Genomic DNA, 14,715 nt, shown 5'->3' on the forward strand with positions numbered 1-14,715 from the left:
CGAGAAACATGGGCAGACACCAGTCCCGGAACGGCGCGGCGGCGGACTCCGACGCACCGGACCGTTCCCGCGACCGGCGACGTCCGGGACGCCGCGCGGTGCTCGGCGCCAGCGCCCTGCTCGCGGTCACCGGCGCGGGGGCCGGTGCCGGTGCCGTCTGGTATCGGCACTCTCAGGACGACGGAGAGGCGCAGGCCGCATCGCTGGTCCGCGCCCTGCGCACGGGCGATCTCCGCGATGCGCCCCTGGACACGGCCCAGCGGGACGCCGCCACCGTGCGCTTCACCGACACCGTGGGCGCCCTGAGAAAGGACCTCGGCGCCCCGGAGATCGTTCTGCGCTCACAGGAGCACAGCGACGATGCCCGATCCCTGCACCTGAGCTGGACCTGGGACCTGGGCCGCGGGGCGAAGCCCTGGACGTACGCGACGACGGTCGATCTCACGAGCGGAGACGACGGCTGGAGCGCTTCCCTCCCCACCTCCGCCCTGGTCCCCGGGCTCGAGGAGGGCGATCGCCTGGGGGTCCGCGTCGACCAACCCGACATGGGCCGGATCCTCGATGCCACGGGGCAGCAGGTCTACGGGCCCACACCGGTGATCGACGTCGGCATCGACAAGGGGTCGCTGCACGGGCACGACGAGGAGGATGCCGCGGCCGACCTCGCGAAGATCCTGCGGATCGACCCCGCGACGTACCGCGCGAAAGTGAAGGGAAACGGGCCCGAGGCGTTCGTCCCCGCTCTGACGATCCGCGAGCGAGACGCGGAGGGCTACGACCTCGATGCCGCGCAGAAAGTGCCCGGCTGCCTGCAGCGCAGCCGGCACGCCCCGCTCGCCGTGCAGAAGAACTATGCCCCAGGGGCCCTCGGATCGTTGCGCGAGGCCACCGCGGAGGACATCGACAAGAGCAACGGCGCGCTCGCCCCCGGTGATCACGTCGGCAGCGGAGGCGTCTGCGGGGCCGTCGGCCCGACCCTCCTGGGCACGCGAGGCATCACGATCACCCGGACCCCCGCGCGCACGTCCTCGCCGCAGGCGCTGCACGAGATCCCCGCCGTCGACGGCGAGGACGTCGAGATCACCCTGGACCCCGAGTTCCAGCGAACCGCCACAGAGATCCTCGCGGACACCGAAGCACCCTCGTCGATCTGCGCCCTGCGCCCCTCCGACGGCGGGCTCCTCGCTGCCGCCCTGGGGCCGACAGGTCAGGAGTACCCGGTGGGGCTCGTGGGCCAGTACGCGCCGGGCTCGACCTTCAAGACCGTCACCGCACTCTCGATGCTGCGCCTGGGAGACACCCCGGACACCGTCGTGGAGTGCCCCGCGACCGCGACGATCGAGGGCCGCTCCTTCAAGAACGCCGACAGGATGGATCCCTCCCTGTTCGGGAAGATGCCTCTCAAGGACGCCATCGCGCACTCGTGCAACACGGCCATGCTCCTGCAGTACGACCGCGTGGACCAGAAGAGCTTCGCGCGCTCCGCCGAGTCCCTCGGAGTCGGACTCCGTGCCCCCGCGGGACTGGACTGCTTCATGGGCTCCGTGGACCCGAAGGACTCGGGCACGGAGCACGTCGCCGACATGATGGGCCAGGGACGCGTGCTCACCTCTCCCCTCGCGATGACCGTGGTGATGGCCTCCGTGCTCGCCGGACGCACGATCCACCCGCAGATCCTGGCCCAGCCCCGGGGGAAGGTGGAGAAGCCCGAGAGCCCGCTCACCAAGAGCGAGGCGCGCACCCTCCGCGGCATGCTCCACGGCGTCGCGACGTACGGCGGCCTGAAGTCCACGTTCGGCGGCTACCCCGGCCCGCCCGTCTACGCGAAGACGGGCACGGCGCAGTGGGTGGACGACGGCAAGATCCGCCTCCACTCGTGGGTGATCGTGGGCCAGGGGAACCTCGCCTTCTCGGTCTTCGTCGAGAAGGGGGACTACGGCTCGCGGACGGCCGCTCCCCTCGCGCGCAGATTCTTGAACGCCGTCCGTGGCAGGTGACCGCAGGATGAGGTCGTGGGCGCCGCGCGCCCTTCTCATCGGGCCGACGATCCTGGTGCTCTCCGTCGTCGTGCTCTGCATCGTGGGCGTCCACGCTTCAGCGCTCGGCAGTGATCCCGCCTGGGCGTTCGACTGCGACGACACCACGTGTGAGGACCTGTGGATCGGTCCGCGCACGCACGACCGCCTGGTCTCCGAGGGATGCTGTCTCGCGATCATCGCGGGCTGGGCCGTCACCGGGCTGGGACTCTCCTCATCCTCCGCGGCACCGTCGGACCATCCGTCGCCGTGGGCGCGCGTCGCGCCGCATCTGGCCTGGCTCATGCTGCTCGGGGCGCCGACGTGCGCTGCCGCCCTCGGCGCCTTCCTCACGGCGGGCTCGTTGCCCTGGGGGCTGGCCGGCGCCTCAGGGCCGATGCTCGTCGCCGGGGTCTGCGCCTGGCTCGGACTGCGGAGCCGGGGTTGTCCGAGCCGCGCCGCCTGGTACGTCGCCGCGGGCGAGGTGCTCCTGAGCATCCTGGTCACCGCGGCGGTCACGGTCCTCGCCTTCGAGCTGCTGTTCGTGGCGGCGATCCCCGCGGGGACCGTCGCCGGCGGGGTCGGTGCGTGCCTCGTGCACGTCCTCGTCGGACGCCGCTGGCGCCGACGGGCATCGCGCCGGTCGGGGCCACAGCTGGGGCAGGGGCAGGGGTCGGGGTCGGGGCGAGGGACGGACGCCGTCGTGGTCGATGCGCTCTGCATGCTCGCCCTGCTCTCCCTCGCGGCATGGGCGGCATGGCCCGTGCCTGCAGCACCCGCTGACGCCTGGCGGACCCAAGGATCTGCACAGGATCAGGTGCCCGTCCCGAGCCCCTCCGCGACGGCGACACCCCCGACTCCCTCGCCGTCCTCCCTGGGGCCCGACGCGCAGCCCACCGCCGGTTCTCTCGACGCACACGGCCTCGCGGACTGCGCAGCCGGAGACCTCGAGGTCGTCGTCACCGGATGGTCTGCAGCCATGGGAGACACGGCCGCGGCGCTCGAGGCGACCAACACCGGGACCCGCCCGTGCGCACTGCGCGGGCGCCCTCGGGTCTCCCTGTATCAAGGAGGGGAGGACCTCGAGCTCACGGTCGACACCCTGCCAGCCTCCCGCGGCATCGGCGGCGGGAAGACGCAGAAGAGCATCGGCCTGCCGCCGGGCGCCCGCGCGCAGGCGACCCTCTTCTGGCAGGGCTACGGCAGGGCGGCGGACACGAGCACGCCGCAGCAGGCGGAGATCACGATCGGTGACAGCGGCCCCGTCCCTGCGGAGTTCCTCGCCGGTGTGGGAGGGCACGGCACCGAGGCCCCCTTCGACCTCGTCCACGGCGCGCACATCGAGGTGAGCGGCTGGTCGCCCGGCCCGTGAGCGCTCCGCGCGCCGCACGCACGGCGCCCGCATCCGTGACGCGACCGATGACGGCTCACCCCTCGTCGTCGAGGACCCGCACGAGCGCGCCCAGGCCGTCGAGCAGCTGCTCCGCCCCCGGGGCGCCGAGCGCGCCGAGCATCGATCGCTCGATCTCGCGCACCTGCCCGTCGGCCTCGCCGAGCAGCCCCTCCCCCTCGTCGGTGAGCTCGATGGGCAGGCGCCTGCCGCTCGGGGCGGAGGCGGGCCGCGTGACGAGGCCGCGATTCTGCAGGCCCGTGACCACGCTGTGCATGGACTGTGCGGTGACGAACCCGGCACGGGCGAGCTCCGCGCTGGTCTGCCCGGGGCGCAGCCGGAGGTTCTGGAGGCACACGTACTGCGGCACCGTGAGTCCGAGCGGCCGCAGCCTCGCGTCCATCCGGGCGTGGAGCGACGCCTGCGCGCGCTTGAGCACGTAGCCGATCCGTCGCCCGAGGTCGCCGGGAGCCGAGACCACGGCGCCGGCATCCACGGTGGCGACCGGTGCGACGGCCCCGCCCGATCCTCCGCCGATCTCCGCACCCGCGTCCGAACCCGATCCCGATCCCACTCCCGGTCCCACTTCCGCTCCATCCATATCAGCATCTTGACATAGGACCCTTCCCGCGGTTGTATATCAGAGTCCTGATATTGATCGGAAGGAATCGCCATGACCGCCACCGGTCCCGACTTCATCGCCCTGCAGGTGCGCGACCTCGACGCCGCCGCGACCTTCTTCGAGGAGCACCTGGGCCTGCGCCGCGCGCCCGCGTCCCCTCCGGGCGCCGTCGTCTTCGTGACCTCCCCGATCCCCTTCGCGGTGCGCGAGCCGCTGCCCGGCGTCGACCTCGGCGCGGCGAGCCCGCGGCCCGGTACCGGGGTCGCCCTGTGGCTCGCGGTCGAGGACGCCGATGCCCTGCACGATCACCTCGTCGGCGCGGGCGTCGAGGTGCTCGACCCCGTCACCGACTCGCCCTTCGGCCGCACCCTGACCTTCGTCGGCCCCGAGGGGTACGCGCTCACGGCCCACACCGCGCAGGACCCCGCCTGATGGCGCCCGGCCACGCCGTCACGCGGGACGTCGAGGTCAGCGGACCCTGGTCGCTCAGCACGAGCCGCCATTTCTGGGAGGGGTTCGCCCCGCAGCGACTCCCCTCCCAGGAGGGCCCGCTGACCACCGTGTTCCGCGCCGAGCGCACATGGGAGCCGCTGCGGGCACAGGTCGTCCAGGACGGGTCGACCGCCCGGATCACCGTCGGCCGCACGGACGGCAGCGCTCCGAAGGACCCCGAGGCGGCGGTCGCGCAGGTCGCGCGCTTCCTCTCCCTCGACGTCGACGCCGCCTCGTGCCCGAGGGTCGGCGAGCACGATCCCGTGATCGGAGAACTGCAGCGCGAGCTGCCGGGTCTGCGGCCCTGCGGGTTCCACTCCCCCTACGAGGCGGCCGCATGGGCCGTGCTCTCCCAGCGCATCCGCATCACCCAGGCCGCCTCCCTGCGCGAACGCCTCACCGCGGACCTGGGCGAGGACGGCGCCTTCCCAGACCCGGGCGCGCTGCTCGAGGCGGACCTGGACCTGCCCGGACGCAAGGCCGAGTACCTGCGGGCCGTCGCCCGCGCCGCGCTCGAGGGAACCCTCGACGGCGAGCACCTTCGAGGGCTCGACCCGGACGACGCCTTCGCCGAGGTGCGGGGCATCCTGGGCCTCGGTCCGTTCGCCGCCGAGCTCGTGGTGATCCGCGGCGCGAACGCCCCCGACGCCCTCCCCCGCAACGAGCGGCGCCTCGCGCAGGAGGTCACCGAGCGCTACGGCGAGGGCGCCGACCTCGCCACGGTGAGCTCCGCATGGCGGCCCCTGCGGTCCTGGGCCGCCGTGCTGCTGCGCATCGGACGCGAGCAGCGCACGGGCGAGATCGAGGGCGGGCGTTCCGGCAGGAAGTGAGCCTGGCCGCCACGGCCGTCAGAAGCGCACGGCGATGCGGTCGATCGCGCGGCCGACGGGATCCTGGTCGCGCGAGACGTTCGGCTCGGGCGGCGCCGGCGGCTCGACGTCCCGCGCGAGGCGGGCGACCGGGACGGTCGCGTCGGGGGCGAGGGTGCGGGTGATCGCGGCGTTCCCGCGCTCGAAGGCCTCGGCCGGGGTGCGCGGCGTCGGATCGGCGCGCCGCACCCAGCGGGGGTCGTCATCGGGCGGAGGAGCGGGGAGGAGGAGTCCGAGGACCACGCGGATCGCGGCCCCCAGGGCGACGGAGACGGCGGCGATGAGGAGGATGAGGGCGATGCCCATGACGAAGGCGCTCATGCGTCGATCCTGCGACCACCCATCCGGAAGGACAAGCGAACATTCCTACCCCATTGTTCAGCACTGCTGATCGGTCGTAGGGTGGCCGCATGCTCGATCCCGTGAAACTGCGCGTGCTGCGCTCCGTCGCCGCGACCGGCAGCATCCGCGCGAGCGCCGAGGCGCTCGGATACACGCCGTCGGCCGTGAGCCAGCAGCTCTCCGGGCTGCGCCGGGAGACCGGCGTCGACCTGGTGGAGCGCTCCGGCCGCGGCATCGAGATCACCCCTGCGGGCGCGGAGATCGCGCGGGCCGCGGGCACCGCCCTGGACGCCCTCGACGACGTGCAGCGCCTGGCCGCGAACCTGCGGGACGGACGCTCCGGGACCCTCACCTTCGCCTACATGACGTCGGTCGCCGCCACCTGGGTCCCGCGCCTCGCGCAGGACGTGCGCGAGGCGTTCCCCGACCTCTCCCTCACCCTCCTGCACCGGGACTGCTCGGTGAGCGAGCTCGATCTGCGCGGCGACGTGCTGATCGCCGACGACATCGACGCGGAGCCCGGCACCGACTGGCAGCTCTGCGACCTCCTCGAGGAGTCGTACGTGGCCCTCGTGCCCTCGAGCCACCCGCTCGCCTCGCGCGAGAGCGTGGCCCTCGCGGATCTCGCCGAGATCCCGTGGGCGACGGACGACCCCCTGGACTCCACCTGGTTCGCTCGGATCCTCTCGGCCTGCCACGCCGCCGGGTTCACGCCCCGGGTCGAGGTCAATCCGCCCGACTACTCCGCCGTGCTGGGGTTCATCGCCTCCGGGGGCTTCGTGAGCGTGCAGCCCTCGCTCCTGGAGCAGAACCCGCCGCCCGGCGTCGTCGTCCTCCCGCTGCGCTCCCCGGCGCCGCGGCGCAGCCTGCAGGTGTGGGTGCGACGGTCCTCCGCGAAGAACCCCGCCGTGCAGTTCATGGTGCAGCGCCTGTGGGCTATCGCGGCCGAGCACGCGGAGCGCATCCCCGGGATCACCCTGCTGGGGGAGCCGCCGCAGTACGCGGCCGCCCCGTCCCGCGCCCCGTCCGGCGCGACCGCCGGGTGAGATGATCACGGGAGCCCGCGCCGACGCCGGCGCGGATCCGTCGTGAGGAGGCCCCATGAGCAGCGACAGCACCGGCGCCGAGGGAACGCACCCCGTGGACATCGACACCCGCATCCGCGACCTGCCCGTCCGCGCCGAGATCGCCGACGACACCCTGATCCTCGAGGTCGACATCGCGGGCACCGAGGAGCAGCTGTGGCGCGCGATCACCGATCCCGAGCAGCTCGCCCGCTGGTCCCCCGTCGTCCCCGACCGTCCGCTCACCGAGGTCGGTCCGGCGCTCAGCCGAGAGAACCCCGAGGACGACCCGGTCACGGCCGACGTCCTCGCGACCGCCGGCCAGCACGCGCTCACCCACCGCTGGGGCGACGCCACGATGGGCTGGATGATCGAGGAGGGCCGGCTGGACATCCAGGTGGGCCTGCCCGACGTGCAGCAGGCCCAGTACTTCGCGGCCGGCTGGCAGGTGTGCCTGGCGGTGCTCGACGCCCAGCTCAGCGGCCTCGACCAGGAGCGCATCGTGGGCATGGAGGCCATGGACCACGGCTGGGAGGAGCTGCGGGCGCGCTTCGCCCAGGAGTTCGGGCATCCGGACGGGGAGTCGCCGGAAGAGTGAGTCGGCGCGGCGGCACCGCACACCCCGCGGTCGGGTCCCCCGCGGCAACAGGCGGCCGCGAGCGCGCGTCCGGCCGCCCTTTCCCTATCCTGGAGCGCATCGCCGTGCCGTGACGCCGCACGGCAGCGCGCCCGGAGCAGCCGGGCATCGTGACGCCCACCTGCTGGAGGACCTGTGACCCCGCGCTTCTCGATCCCGACCGACGACGCCGTCGGCCCCTTCGTCGTCGGACTCGACGTCGGCTCCGGCGGCAGCCGCGCCGCCGTCTACGACGCGTCCGGACGCGAGGTCGGCACGCGCCACCACAAGGTCGAGCATGCGTTCACCACCGCCGCCGACGGCACCTCCACGATCGACGCCGACCAGGTCGTCGAGGAGCTGTGCGTGGCCATGGAGGCCGTCCTCGACGGCGCCCTGCCCGGGCCCGTCGTCGGCATCGGCGTCGACACGTTCGCCTCCTCGCTGATCGCGGTCGACGCCTCCGGCGCCGCCCTCACCCCGTGCATCACGTACGCGGACACCCGCTGCCGCGACCAGGTCACCGCCCTGCGCGAGGAGCTCGACGCCGTCGCCCTGCACGACCGCACCGGCTCCCGCCTGCACTCCTCGTACAACGCCCCGCGCCTGCGCTGGCTGCGCGAGGAGCACCCCGACGTCTTCTCCCACACCGCCTCCTTCATGGCACTCGGCGAGTACGTCGCCCTGAAGCTGCTGGGCGAGGGCGTGCTGGGCACCGCCTCGGCCGCCTGGGGCGGCATGATCGACCGCCGCACCGGCGAGTACGTTCCCGAGCTCCTGGAGGCCGCCGGGGTCTCCGCGGATCCGCTCGGGGCCCCGCGCGACCCCTCCCAGGGGCAGCCGGTCGCGGGCACCCCGCTCGCGAAGCGGATCCCCGCGCTCGCCGATGCCACCTGGATCCCCGTCGTCGGCGACGGCCTGACCGCGAACCTCGGCATCGGCGCCGTCGGCCCCGGCACCTGGGGCATCTCCACCGCCACCTCCGGTGCGATCCGCCAGCTGCTCGACACCGAGACCGGCACCCTGCCCGGGGGCCTCTGGGCCTACCGCGTCGATGCGCGCCGCACCCTCGTCGGCTCCGCGATGAGCGACGCCGGCCGCGTCCTCGACTTCGCCCGCACCCGCTTCGCGATCCCCGAGGACGTCTCCCAGATCGACACCGAGACCCTGCTCGGTGCGGCCCCGCAGGCCGGGAACCCGCTGGTGGTGCCGTTCCTCTCCGGCGAGCGCGGCACCAAGTGGCGCGACAGCGCCCGCGCGGTCCTCGCGAACGTCTCCGCCTCCACCACCGCCGAGGACCTGCTGCGCGGCTGCTTCGAGGGCCTCGCCCTGTCCTACCTGCGCATCGCCGACCAGCTGCGCGAGGTCGGCGGCGCCCCGCAGCGGATCGTGCTCTCCGGCGGCATGACGGAGAACGCTCCCGCCTGGCTGCACGTGCTGGCCGACGCCCTCCAGACCCCCATCGACCACGTCGCGATCTCCCGCTCCACCATGCGCGGCGCCGCCCTGCTCGCCCTCGAGCAGACCGTGCCCGACGCCGAGCGGGCGCCGATCCCGGTGCGCAGCACGATCGAGCCGGTCGCCGCGCACGCCGACTACTACCGCGAGCGCCTCGCGCGCTTCGAGATCCTCGCCGACGTCGCCTGATGGCCCACTCGTCCGGCTCTCGGATTGCCACGCGAGCCCGGACGCGGTGTGCTTGTGCCATGGACCCGACACTGCGCGCCCCCAGCGTCCCCGAGCTGCTCCTCGCCGCCGACGCCCTCGCCACCTGGCAGCGGGACGACGCACCGCTGCAGCTTCACCCCGGCGACCAGGGCTGGCACAGCATGAAGGGGCTCCCGGCGACCGCCGCGGCGACCCGGGTCTGGGAGCTGGACGACGTGCCGGTCGCGATCGGGCTGCTCGACGGCCCGGACCTGCTGCGTCTGGCCTTCGCCCCCGGCGCGGAGGACGACGCGGCCCTGGCCCGACGGATCTCGAGCGATCTGGCCGATCCCTCGCACTGCATCCTCGACGCGGGCCCCGGTGCGGTCGAGGCGCGCGGCGCGGCCGCGCTCAGGCGCACCCTCGCGGCGGATGCCTGGGAGGAGGGCGAGCTCTGGACGCCGCTCCGCCTGGATCTGGGTCCGATGCCGGACATGAGCGACGCGCTGGCCTCCGCCGATGTCGTCGACCCGCAGTCCGCCCCGGACTTCACGGAGGACGAACCGACCCCCGATGCATCGGGCCCGGACGACGCCCGGCCGACCGACCAGGGCCTGCCCGCGCGGCTCTCCCCCGTCGAGGAGTGGGCGCGCGTCCACTTCTCCGCGTTCCGACGGCGCGACCCCTCGCCCGCCGAGCTGCGAGGGCGCGCCCGCGACTGGACCGTGATGGCCGCGACCCCGCTCGCGAGCTCGTCGCTCACGCTGCTCGGCCGCGATGACGACTATGCGGCGGTCGCGATCGCGACGGTCTGGTCGGCGGGCCCCGGCCGGCCCGGGCTGCTCGAGCCCGTCGCCGTGCACCCCGACCACCGCGGACGCGGGTTCGGCCGGGGGATCACGCTCTCCGCGCTCCATGCGCTGCGGGCGATGGGCGCCTCGAGCGCGCTCGTGTGCACGCCGAGCTCCCTCTCGGGCGCGGTGCCCACCTACCTCTCCGCGGGCTTCCGGGCGGACGACGAGGTGGCCGACATGCAGCGCAGGTTCTGAGGGGCCCACCCACCGGCCCCGGTGAGTGCCGGGCGCACGCCGAAGTCCCCTGCGCTCCGAAGTCCCCTGCGCACGCCGACGGGCCGTGACAGGCTGACCGGGTGCACGCGATCGACATCACCGACCCCCTCGTCCACGGCCACGCGGACCTCGAGCGAACCGCCCAGGGAGTGCGCATCCATCGCCTGCCCGCCTGGCTGCGGCGGCTCTGGCCCGAGCCCAGGCTGATGGCCATGGAGCAGCAGCCCGCAGGCGTGCGTCTCGTGCTGGACACCGACGCCCGGGCCCTCGAGCTCACCATGCGCAGCGCCCGCGGGGCGTTCCCCACGGCCCATCGCCCGCGCGGCGTGCTCGACATCGTCATCGACGGCGAGGCGGTCTCCCACGACGTCCTCACCGGCGGCACGCTGGTCATCAACGACCCTTCCACAGGGGAGACGTCGTCCAGCCCCGGCCCCGCGCACACCTCCCGCATCGAGCTTCGGACCGGCACGCATCGCGTGGAGCTGTGGCTGCCGTACAGCGAGGACATCCTGCTGGAGTCCCTGCGCGCGGAGGCCGACACGGGCACCGGTCGGCCGCTCGTGCGTCCCGTCGCCCCCTCGGGCACGCGCTGGGTGCACCACGGGAGCTCCATCAGCCACGGCTCGAACGCCGCGACCCCGCTGGGCACCTGGCCGGTGCTCGCCGCCCGCGCCGTGGGCGCGGACCTGCGCAATCTCGGCTTCGGAGGGAGCGCCCTCGTCGATGCCCCCGTCGCGCAGGCCATCCGGGACGCGCCGGCCGACGTCATCAGCCTCAAGCTGGGCATCAACCTGGTGGGAGGCGACATCATGCGCCGGCGGGCACTCGTCCCCGCCATGCACGGCTTCCTCGACACGATCCGCCAGGGCCACCCGGACACGCCCCTCGTGCTCGTCTCACCGCTCCACTGCAGCCTGTTCGAAGGGACTCCCGGGCCCAGCGCCCTGGATCCGCAGGCGCTCGCGCGCGGGGAGATCCGCTTCATGTCCACCGGCGATCCGGCCGACACCGCCGGAGGTCGGCTGGACCTGACCGCCGTCCGCGAGGCGCTCGCGGAGGTCTGCGCCGCTCGCGAGGATCCGCAGCTGCACCACATCGACGGCCTCGATCTCTATGGTGCGCAGGACGAGGCGGAGCTGCCGCTGCCCGATGCCCTCCACCCGGGCCCCGAGGCGCACGCCCGCATCGCCGAGCGGTTCGTCGAGCGCGTCTTCGCCGACGGCGGGGCGTTCGCCCAGCACGGGGCATCGGCATGAACGGCGGTCCGACGGAGGTCGGCGTGCGCCCGGCGACGGCCGAGGACGCCGCCGCCTTCTCGGGCGCCTTCCCCGATCTGATCGGGGACCGCTGGCGACCGGGCGGCAACCGGCGCTCCTTCGTCGCGGTCGCGCCCACCGGCGCAGGCGAGCGCATCGTCGGGCACTGCCGCGCCGTCGACAACACGGTGCACCCCGGCTCGCGCGTCATGCTTCTCGAGGTGGCGCCTGACTTCCAAGGCCAGGGCGTGGACGATGCGCTGCTGCGGGCGCAGGTCGACGCCTCGACGGTGCCTCCCCGGATGAAGATCTACGAGCATCAGGTCGCCGATCAGCAGCTCGCGGAACGCTTCGGCGGGATCGCCGTGCAGGTCACGCCACCGTGGCGCTACGTCGTCGGTCCCGAGATGCGCGCGTGGGCGGCGCAGCACGGTCCGATGGGCTCCGCCGAGATCGGTCCCGCGCTCGCCGAGGAGCCGGGCGACCTCCTCGCGCTCGAGGTCGACCACTACATCGACCAGCACGCGTCCTGGTCTCCGACCGCGCCGCGCGAGTCGCTTCTCGTCGAGCTCGGCGAGGACCACGATCCCCAGTCACCGTCCACCTGGGACCGCGACCGCAGCCGAGCACTGCGACGGGACGGCCGGCTCGTCGCCGCCGTCCTGGTGTGGCCGGCGGAGGACGACGAGGGCGGTGCGCGAGAGGTCTCGCTGCTCTCGCGCCCCTACGTCGGCCCGAGCTCGCGCGCCGACAAGGAGGCGTGCCTGGCCGCGCTCATCGAGGCGAGCGCCGACGGCGACGAGCTGCTCATCGACTCCCACCTCACGATGCGCGAGGAGTGGACGATGATGCGCGAGGTGCCAGGACTGGCACCTTCGGAGGGCACGGACTGGATGGCGATCACGGCGATCCCCGTGCCCGGCGGCCCAGCGCCCCGACCCGTCCCTCGCGAGCTGGTGCCTACCCAGACGCCCTGGGTGCACACGCTGCTGCCCTGACCGAGTCGCGCGACGCGGTCGCCTCCGCCGGACCCCACGGGACAGCTCCGTCCGACGACCGTCCCCCGCGGTCAGCGGGCGATCGGCGAGCGCTCGAGCACGTTCGCGAGCGTCCGCACGAACAGCAGGACGAACAGCCCGAAGTAGCCGACCTGCGGAATGATCATCGCGAGCACCAGCGCGACCGCGTACAGGATGCCCATCGACAGGTCGACGAGCATCCCGCGGCGCATCGATTCCGGCTCCACCTCGTGCAGCTCGGGATGTCGGCGCAGGTAGCGGCGGGTGACGATCATGCAGAGGCACGTCGCGATCATCGATCCGATGTACAGGGCCTCGACGACCCTCCCCGTCTCCAGCTGCCCGGTCATCGCGGTGGAGACCGGGATCCACACGATCGTGAGCATCCACAGCACGGTGATCCACAGCAGGGTGTTGGAGACGGCCTCGACGTCCGCGAACAGCTGATGGTGGCGGATCCAGAACAGCGCGATGATGAAGAAGCTGAGCACGAAGCTGATGATCTGCGACCAGTGCTCACCCAGCCACTCGCTCGCGCTGAGCTCATTCCCGGCGGCCTCCGCGACCGATTCCATGAGCGGCAGGATCAGCAGGGTCATCGCGATCGCGACCACAGCGTCGACGTACGCCTTCGCCCGTTCCGCGGAGAACAGGCCGCGCGTGCGGGATCCCTCGTGCTCCTCCACCCCTCCGCTCATCGCTTCTCGCGTCCGCCCGCTCCGTCGCGACCGCCGGATCCGTCGCGTCCGCCGGATCCGTCACGCCCGACCGCGGCGGCCTCGCGCCCGCCCGTGCTGCCGCGCACCACGAGGCGCACCGGCAGCGCGCCCTCGACGGGGCCCTTCACGCTGGAGGGCTGGCGGATGCGGCGCACGATGCGGTCCACGGCGACCCGTCCCTGCTCGCGCTTGGGCGCGGCGACGGTGGTGAGGCCGGCTCCGACCAGTCGCGAGAGCGGGATGTCGTCGTGGCCGATGACCTGCAGCTCCTGGGGAACCCGGATGCCGCTGCGCAGGGCCGCGACCAGCAGACCCAGGGCCTGCAGGTCGTTGTAGCAGATCACCGCGTCGGGCAGCGGATCGCCAGCCCCGCGCGTGGACTCGATGAGCTCGGTGAAGGCGTCCTCCCCGCCGCGGGAGGTCGGGGGGAACGGGCCGATGCGGTGCACGCGCATGCCGTGGGAGGTGCCGATGGTGCGGGTGGAGCGCCAGCGCTCGCCGTCGGACCACGAGTTCGCGGGACCGGCCACGTAGGTCACGGTGCGCACGTGATGCGTGGCCAGGTGCGCCACCGCCTGGCTGATGCCGTGCTCGTAGTCCGGCGTGACCGAGTCCAGGCCGGCCACCCGACGGTTCAGCACCACGATCGGCACGCGCTTGGCCAGCTGCAGGAGCGTCGCGTCCGAGAGTCGCGTGCCGGTGAGCACGATGCCGTCGACCACCTCGAGGGAGCGCTCGAGGGAGATGCGCTCGCGCTCCTCGTCCTCACCCGAGTCCAGGAGGATCGGCAGGTACTCGGCGACGTGGGCGGCCTCCTGCATGCCGGAGAGGACCTCGGCGAAGTAGGGGTTCGACAGATCGGGTGCGGCGACGCCCAGTCGCCCCTGCCTTCCCTGCCGCTCCTGCTGGTCGGGGGCGTCGGTGCGGTAGCCGAGGCGGCGCGCGGCATCCATGACCTTCGCGTGGGTGGCGGCGCTGACGCGACCGGGACGGGAGAAGGCGCGCGAGACCGTGCTCGGGGCGCACCCCACCTCGCGGGCCACGTCATAGATGGTGACGTGCTCCTTCTCCGTCATCCTGTGCCTCCCTGGGACTCCGTCGGCCGACCAGCGGCAGGGTCCCAGGGTAGCCCGGGAGACGAGCACGACGGACGTCGGGACCCGGGCCCGACCCCGAGGCGGGCACGGGCCCGACGTCGGGGCATCGCGCGCACTGTCACCCCGCCGCGAGGATCCCCCGGGGGTCGAAGGCAACACGGATGGCGCGGATGCGGCCGTCCTCGACGTGGCACCAGTTGACCACCGGCGTCGGCTCGGAGCCGCCCACGCCGAGCGAGAACCAGGTCATGACGTCGTTCTCGTCGACCAATCGCCGTTCCACCTCGAGATGAGTGGTGGCCCTGGCGAGCCCGACGAGTCCCTCGAGGCAGTCCTCCCTCCCGCGGACGGAGGCGAGCGGGCCGTCGAAGGTGACCTCGTCGGCGAGTTGCGGGGCGAGGTCCGTGAAGTCGCGACGGCGCCAGCAGAGGAAGTAGGTCTCGGCGAGTCCGCGAGGCGTGTGCGTGTCGGTCATGGCTCCTCCTGGAGGGCGT

General features: G+C 73.4%; 15 protein-coding genes. 10 read left to right on the top strand and 5 right to left on the bottom strand.

The window, feature by feature from the left end:
- The first annotated feature begins 8 nt into the window (after positions 1-8).
- Positions 9-1,997, top strand: a complete 1,989-nt coding sequence (locus tag ACFQ53_RS00180; protein ID WP_377853605.1) for a penicillin-binding transpeptidase domain-containing protein — start codon at positions 9-11, stop codon at positions 1,995-1,997.
- A gap of 7 nt (positions 1,998-2,004) precedes the next feature.
- Positions 2,005-3,387, top strand: coding sequence for a DUF4232 domain-containing protein (locus ACFQ53_RS00185; RefSeq protein ID WP_377853608.1), 1,383 nt, complete (start codon positions 2,005-2,007; stop codon positions 3,385-3,387).
- Between the two features lie 55 nt (positions 3,388-3,442).
- Here the strand turns inward: ACFQ53_RS00185 and ACFQ53_RS00190 are convergent, their stop codons facing one another.
- Complete coding sequence (locus ACFQ53_RS00190; RefSeq protein WP_377853610.1) at positions 3,443-3,991, bottom strand: MarR family winged helix-turn-helix transcriptional regulator; 549 nt, start codon at positions 3,989-3,991, stop codon at positions 3,443-3,445.
- 87 nt (positions 3,992-4,078) lie between these two features.
- Here ACFQ53_RS00190 and ACFQ53_RS00195 point away from each other — a divergent pair, with 87 nt between their 5' ends.
- Positions 4,079-4,459 carry a VOC family protein gene (locus ACFQ53_RS00195; RefSeq protein WP_377853613.1) on the top strand — a complete coding sequence of 127 codons (381 nt, stop codon included), beginning with the start codon at positions 4,079-4,081 and terminating at the stop codon, positions 4,457-4,459.
- Positions 4,459-5,349: a DNA-3-methyladenine glycosylase family protein gene (locus ACFQ53_RS00200; protein ID WP_377853616.1), complete on the top strand. Its 891-nt coding sequence runs from the start codon at positions 4,459-4,461 to the stop codon at positions 5,347-5,349. The genes ACFQ53_RS00195 and ACFQ53_RS00200 overlap by 1 nt, the downstream gene beginning before the upstream one ends.
- An 18-nt stretch (positions 5,350-5,367) precedes the next feature.
- Here the strand turns inward: ACFQ53_RS00200 and ACFQ53_RS00205 are convergent, their stop codons facing one another.
- Entirely contained in the window at positions 5,368-5,709 is a 342-nt protein-coding gene (locus tag ACFQ53_RS00205; RefSeq protein WP_377853619.1) for a hypothetical protein, read from the bottom strand.
- An 89-nt stretch (positions 5,710-5,798) separates the two neighbouring features.
- On the opposite strand from ACFQ53_RS00205, the gene ACFQ53_RS00210 reads away from it, so the two are divergent.
- The 6 genes from ACFQ53_RS00210 to ACFQ53_RS00235 all read left to right on the top strand — a co-directional run bounded on the left by ACFQ53_RS00210 (position 5,799) and on the right by ACFQ53_RS00235 (position 12,384).
- Positions 5,799-6,776: a LysR family transcriptional regulator gene (locus tag ACFQ53_RS00210; protein WP_377853622.1), complete on the top strand. Its 978-nt coding sequence runs from the start codon at positions 5,799-5,801 to the stop codon at positions 6,774-6,776.
- 55 nt (positions 6,777-6,831) lie between these two features.
- Complete coding sequence (locus ACFQ53_RS00215) at positions 6,832-7,392, top strand: hypothetical protein (RefSeq protein ID WP_377853625.1); 561 nt, start codon at positions 6,832-6,834, stop codon at positions 7,390-7,392.
- A gap of 174 nt (positions 7,393-7,566) precedes the next feature.
- Positions 7,567-9,057, top strand: a complete 1,491-nt coding sequence (locus ACFQ53_RS00220; protein WP_377853628.1) for a gluconokinase — start codon at positions 7,567-7,569, stop codon at positions 9,055-9,057.
- 59 nt (positions 9,058-9,116) lie between these two features.
- On the top strand, positions 9,117-10,106 hold the full coding sequence (locus ACFQ53_RS00225; RefSeq protein ID WP_377853631.1) for a GNAT family N-acetyltransferase: 990 nt from the start codon (positions 9,117-9,119) through the stop codon (positions 10,104-10,106).
- Positions 10,107-10,207: 101 nt separating this feature from the next.
- The gene (locus ACFQ53_RS00230) at positions 10,208-11,386 is read left to right on the top strand and encodes a GDSL-type esterase/lipase family protein (RefSeq protein WP_377853634.1); all 1,179 of its coding nucleotides are present in this window, start codon (positions 10,208-10,210) and stop codon (positions 11,384-11,386) included.
- A gap of 23 nt (positions 11,387-11,409) precedes the next feature.
- Entirely contained in the window at positions 11,410-12,384 is a 975-nt protein-coding gene (locus tag ACFQ53_RS00235) for a GNAT family N-acetyltransferase (RefSeq protein WP_377853636.1), read from the top strand.
- Between the two features lie 71 nt (positions 12,385-12,455).
- Here ACFQ53_RS00235 and ACFQ53_RS00240 read toward each other — a convergent pair whose 3' ends face one another.
- The 3 genes from ACFQ53_RS00240 to ACFQ53_RS00250 form a co-directional block, all read right to left on the bottom strand.
- Positions 12,456-13,103 carry a TMEM175 family protein gene (locus tag ACFQ53_RS00240; RefSeq protein WP_377853639.1) on the bottom strand — a complete coding sequence of 216 codons (648 nt, stop codon included), beginning with the start codon at positions 13,101-13,103 and terminating at the stop codon, positions 12,456-12,458.
- The gene (locus tag ACFQ53_RS00245) at positions 13,100-14,200 is read right to left on the bottom strand and encodes a LacI family DNA-binding transcriptional regulator (protein WP_377853642.1); all 1,101 of its coding nucleotides are present in this window, start codon (positions 14,198-14,200) and stop codon (positions 13,100-13,102) included. Before ACFQ53_RS00245 ends, ACFQ53_RS00240 begins: the two co-directional genes overlap by 4 nt.
- A gap of 139 nt (positions 14,201-14,339) precedes the next feature.
- Positions 14,340-14,696, bottom strand: a complete 357-nt coding sequence (locus tag ACFQ53_RS00250; RefSeq protein WP_377853645.1) for a nuclear transport factor 2 family protein — start codon at positions 14,694-14,696, stop codon at positions 14,340-14,342.
- Positions 14,697-14,715: the final 19 nt, after the last annotated feature.

It is taken from the genome of Brachybacterium sp. NPDC056505 (assembly GCF_042794925.1).
In the GTDB taxonomy this organism is placed as follows: Bacteria; Actinomycetota; Actinomycetes; order Actinomycetales; family Dermabacteraceae; genus Brachybacterium; species Brachybacterium kimchii.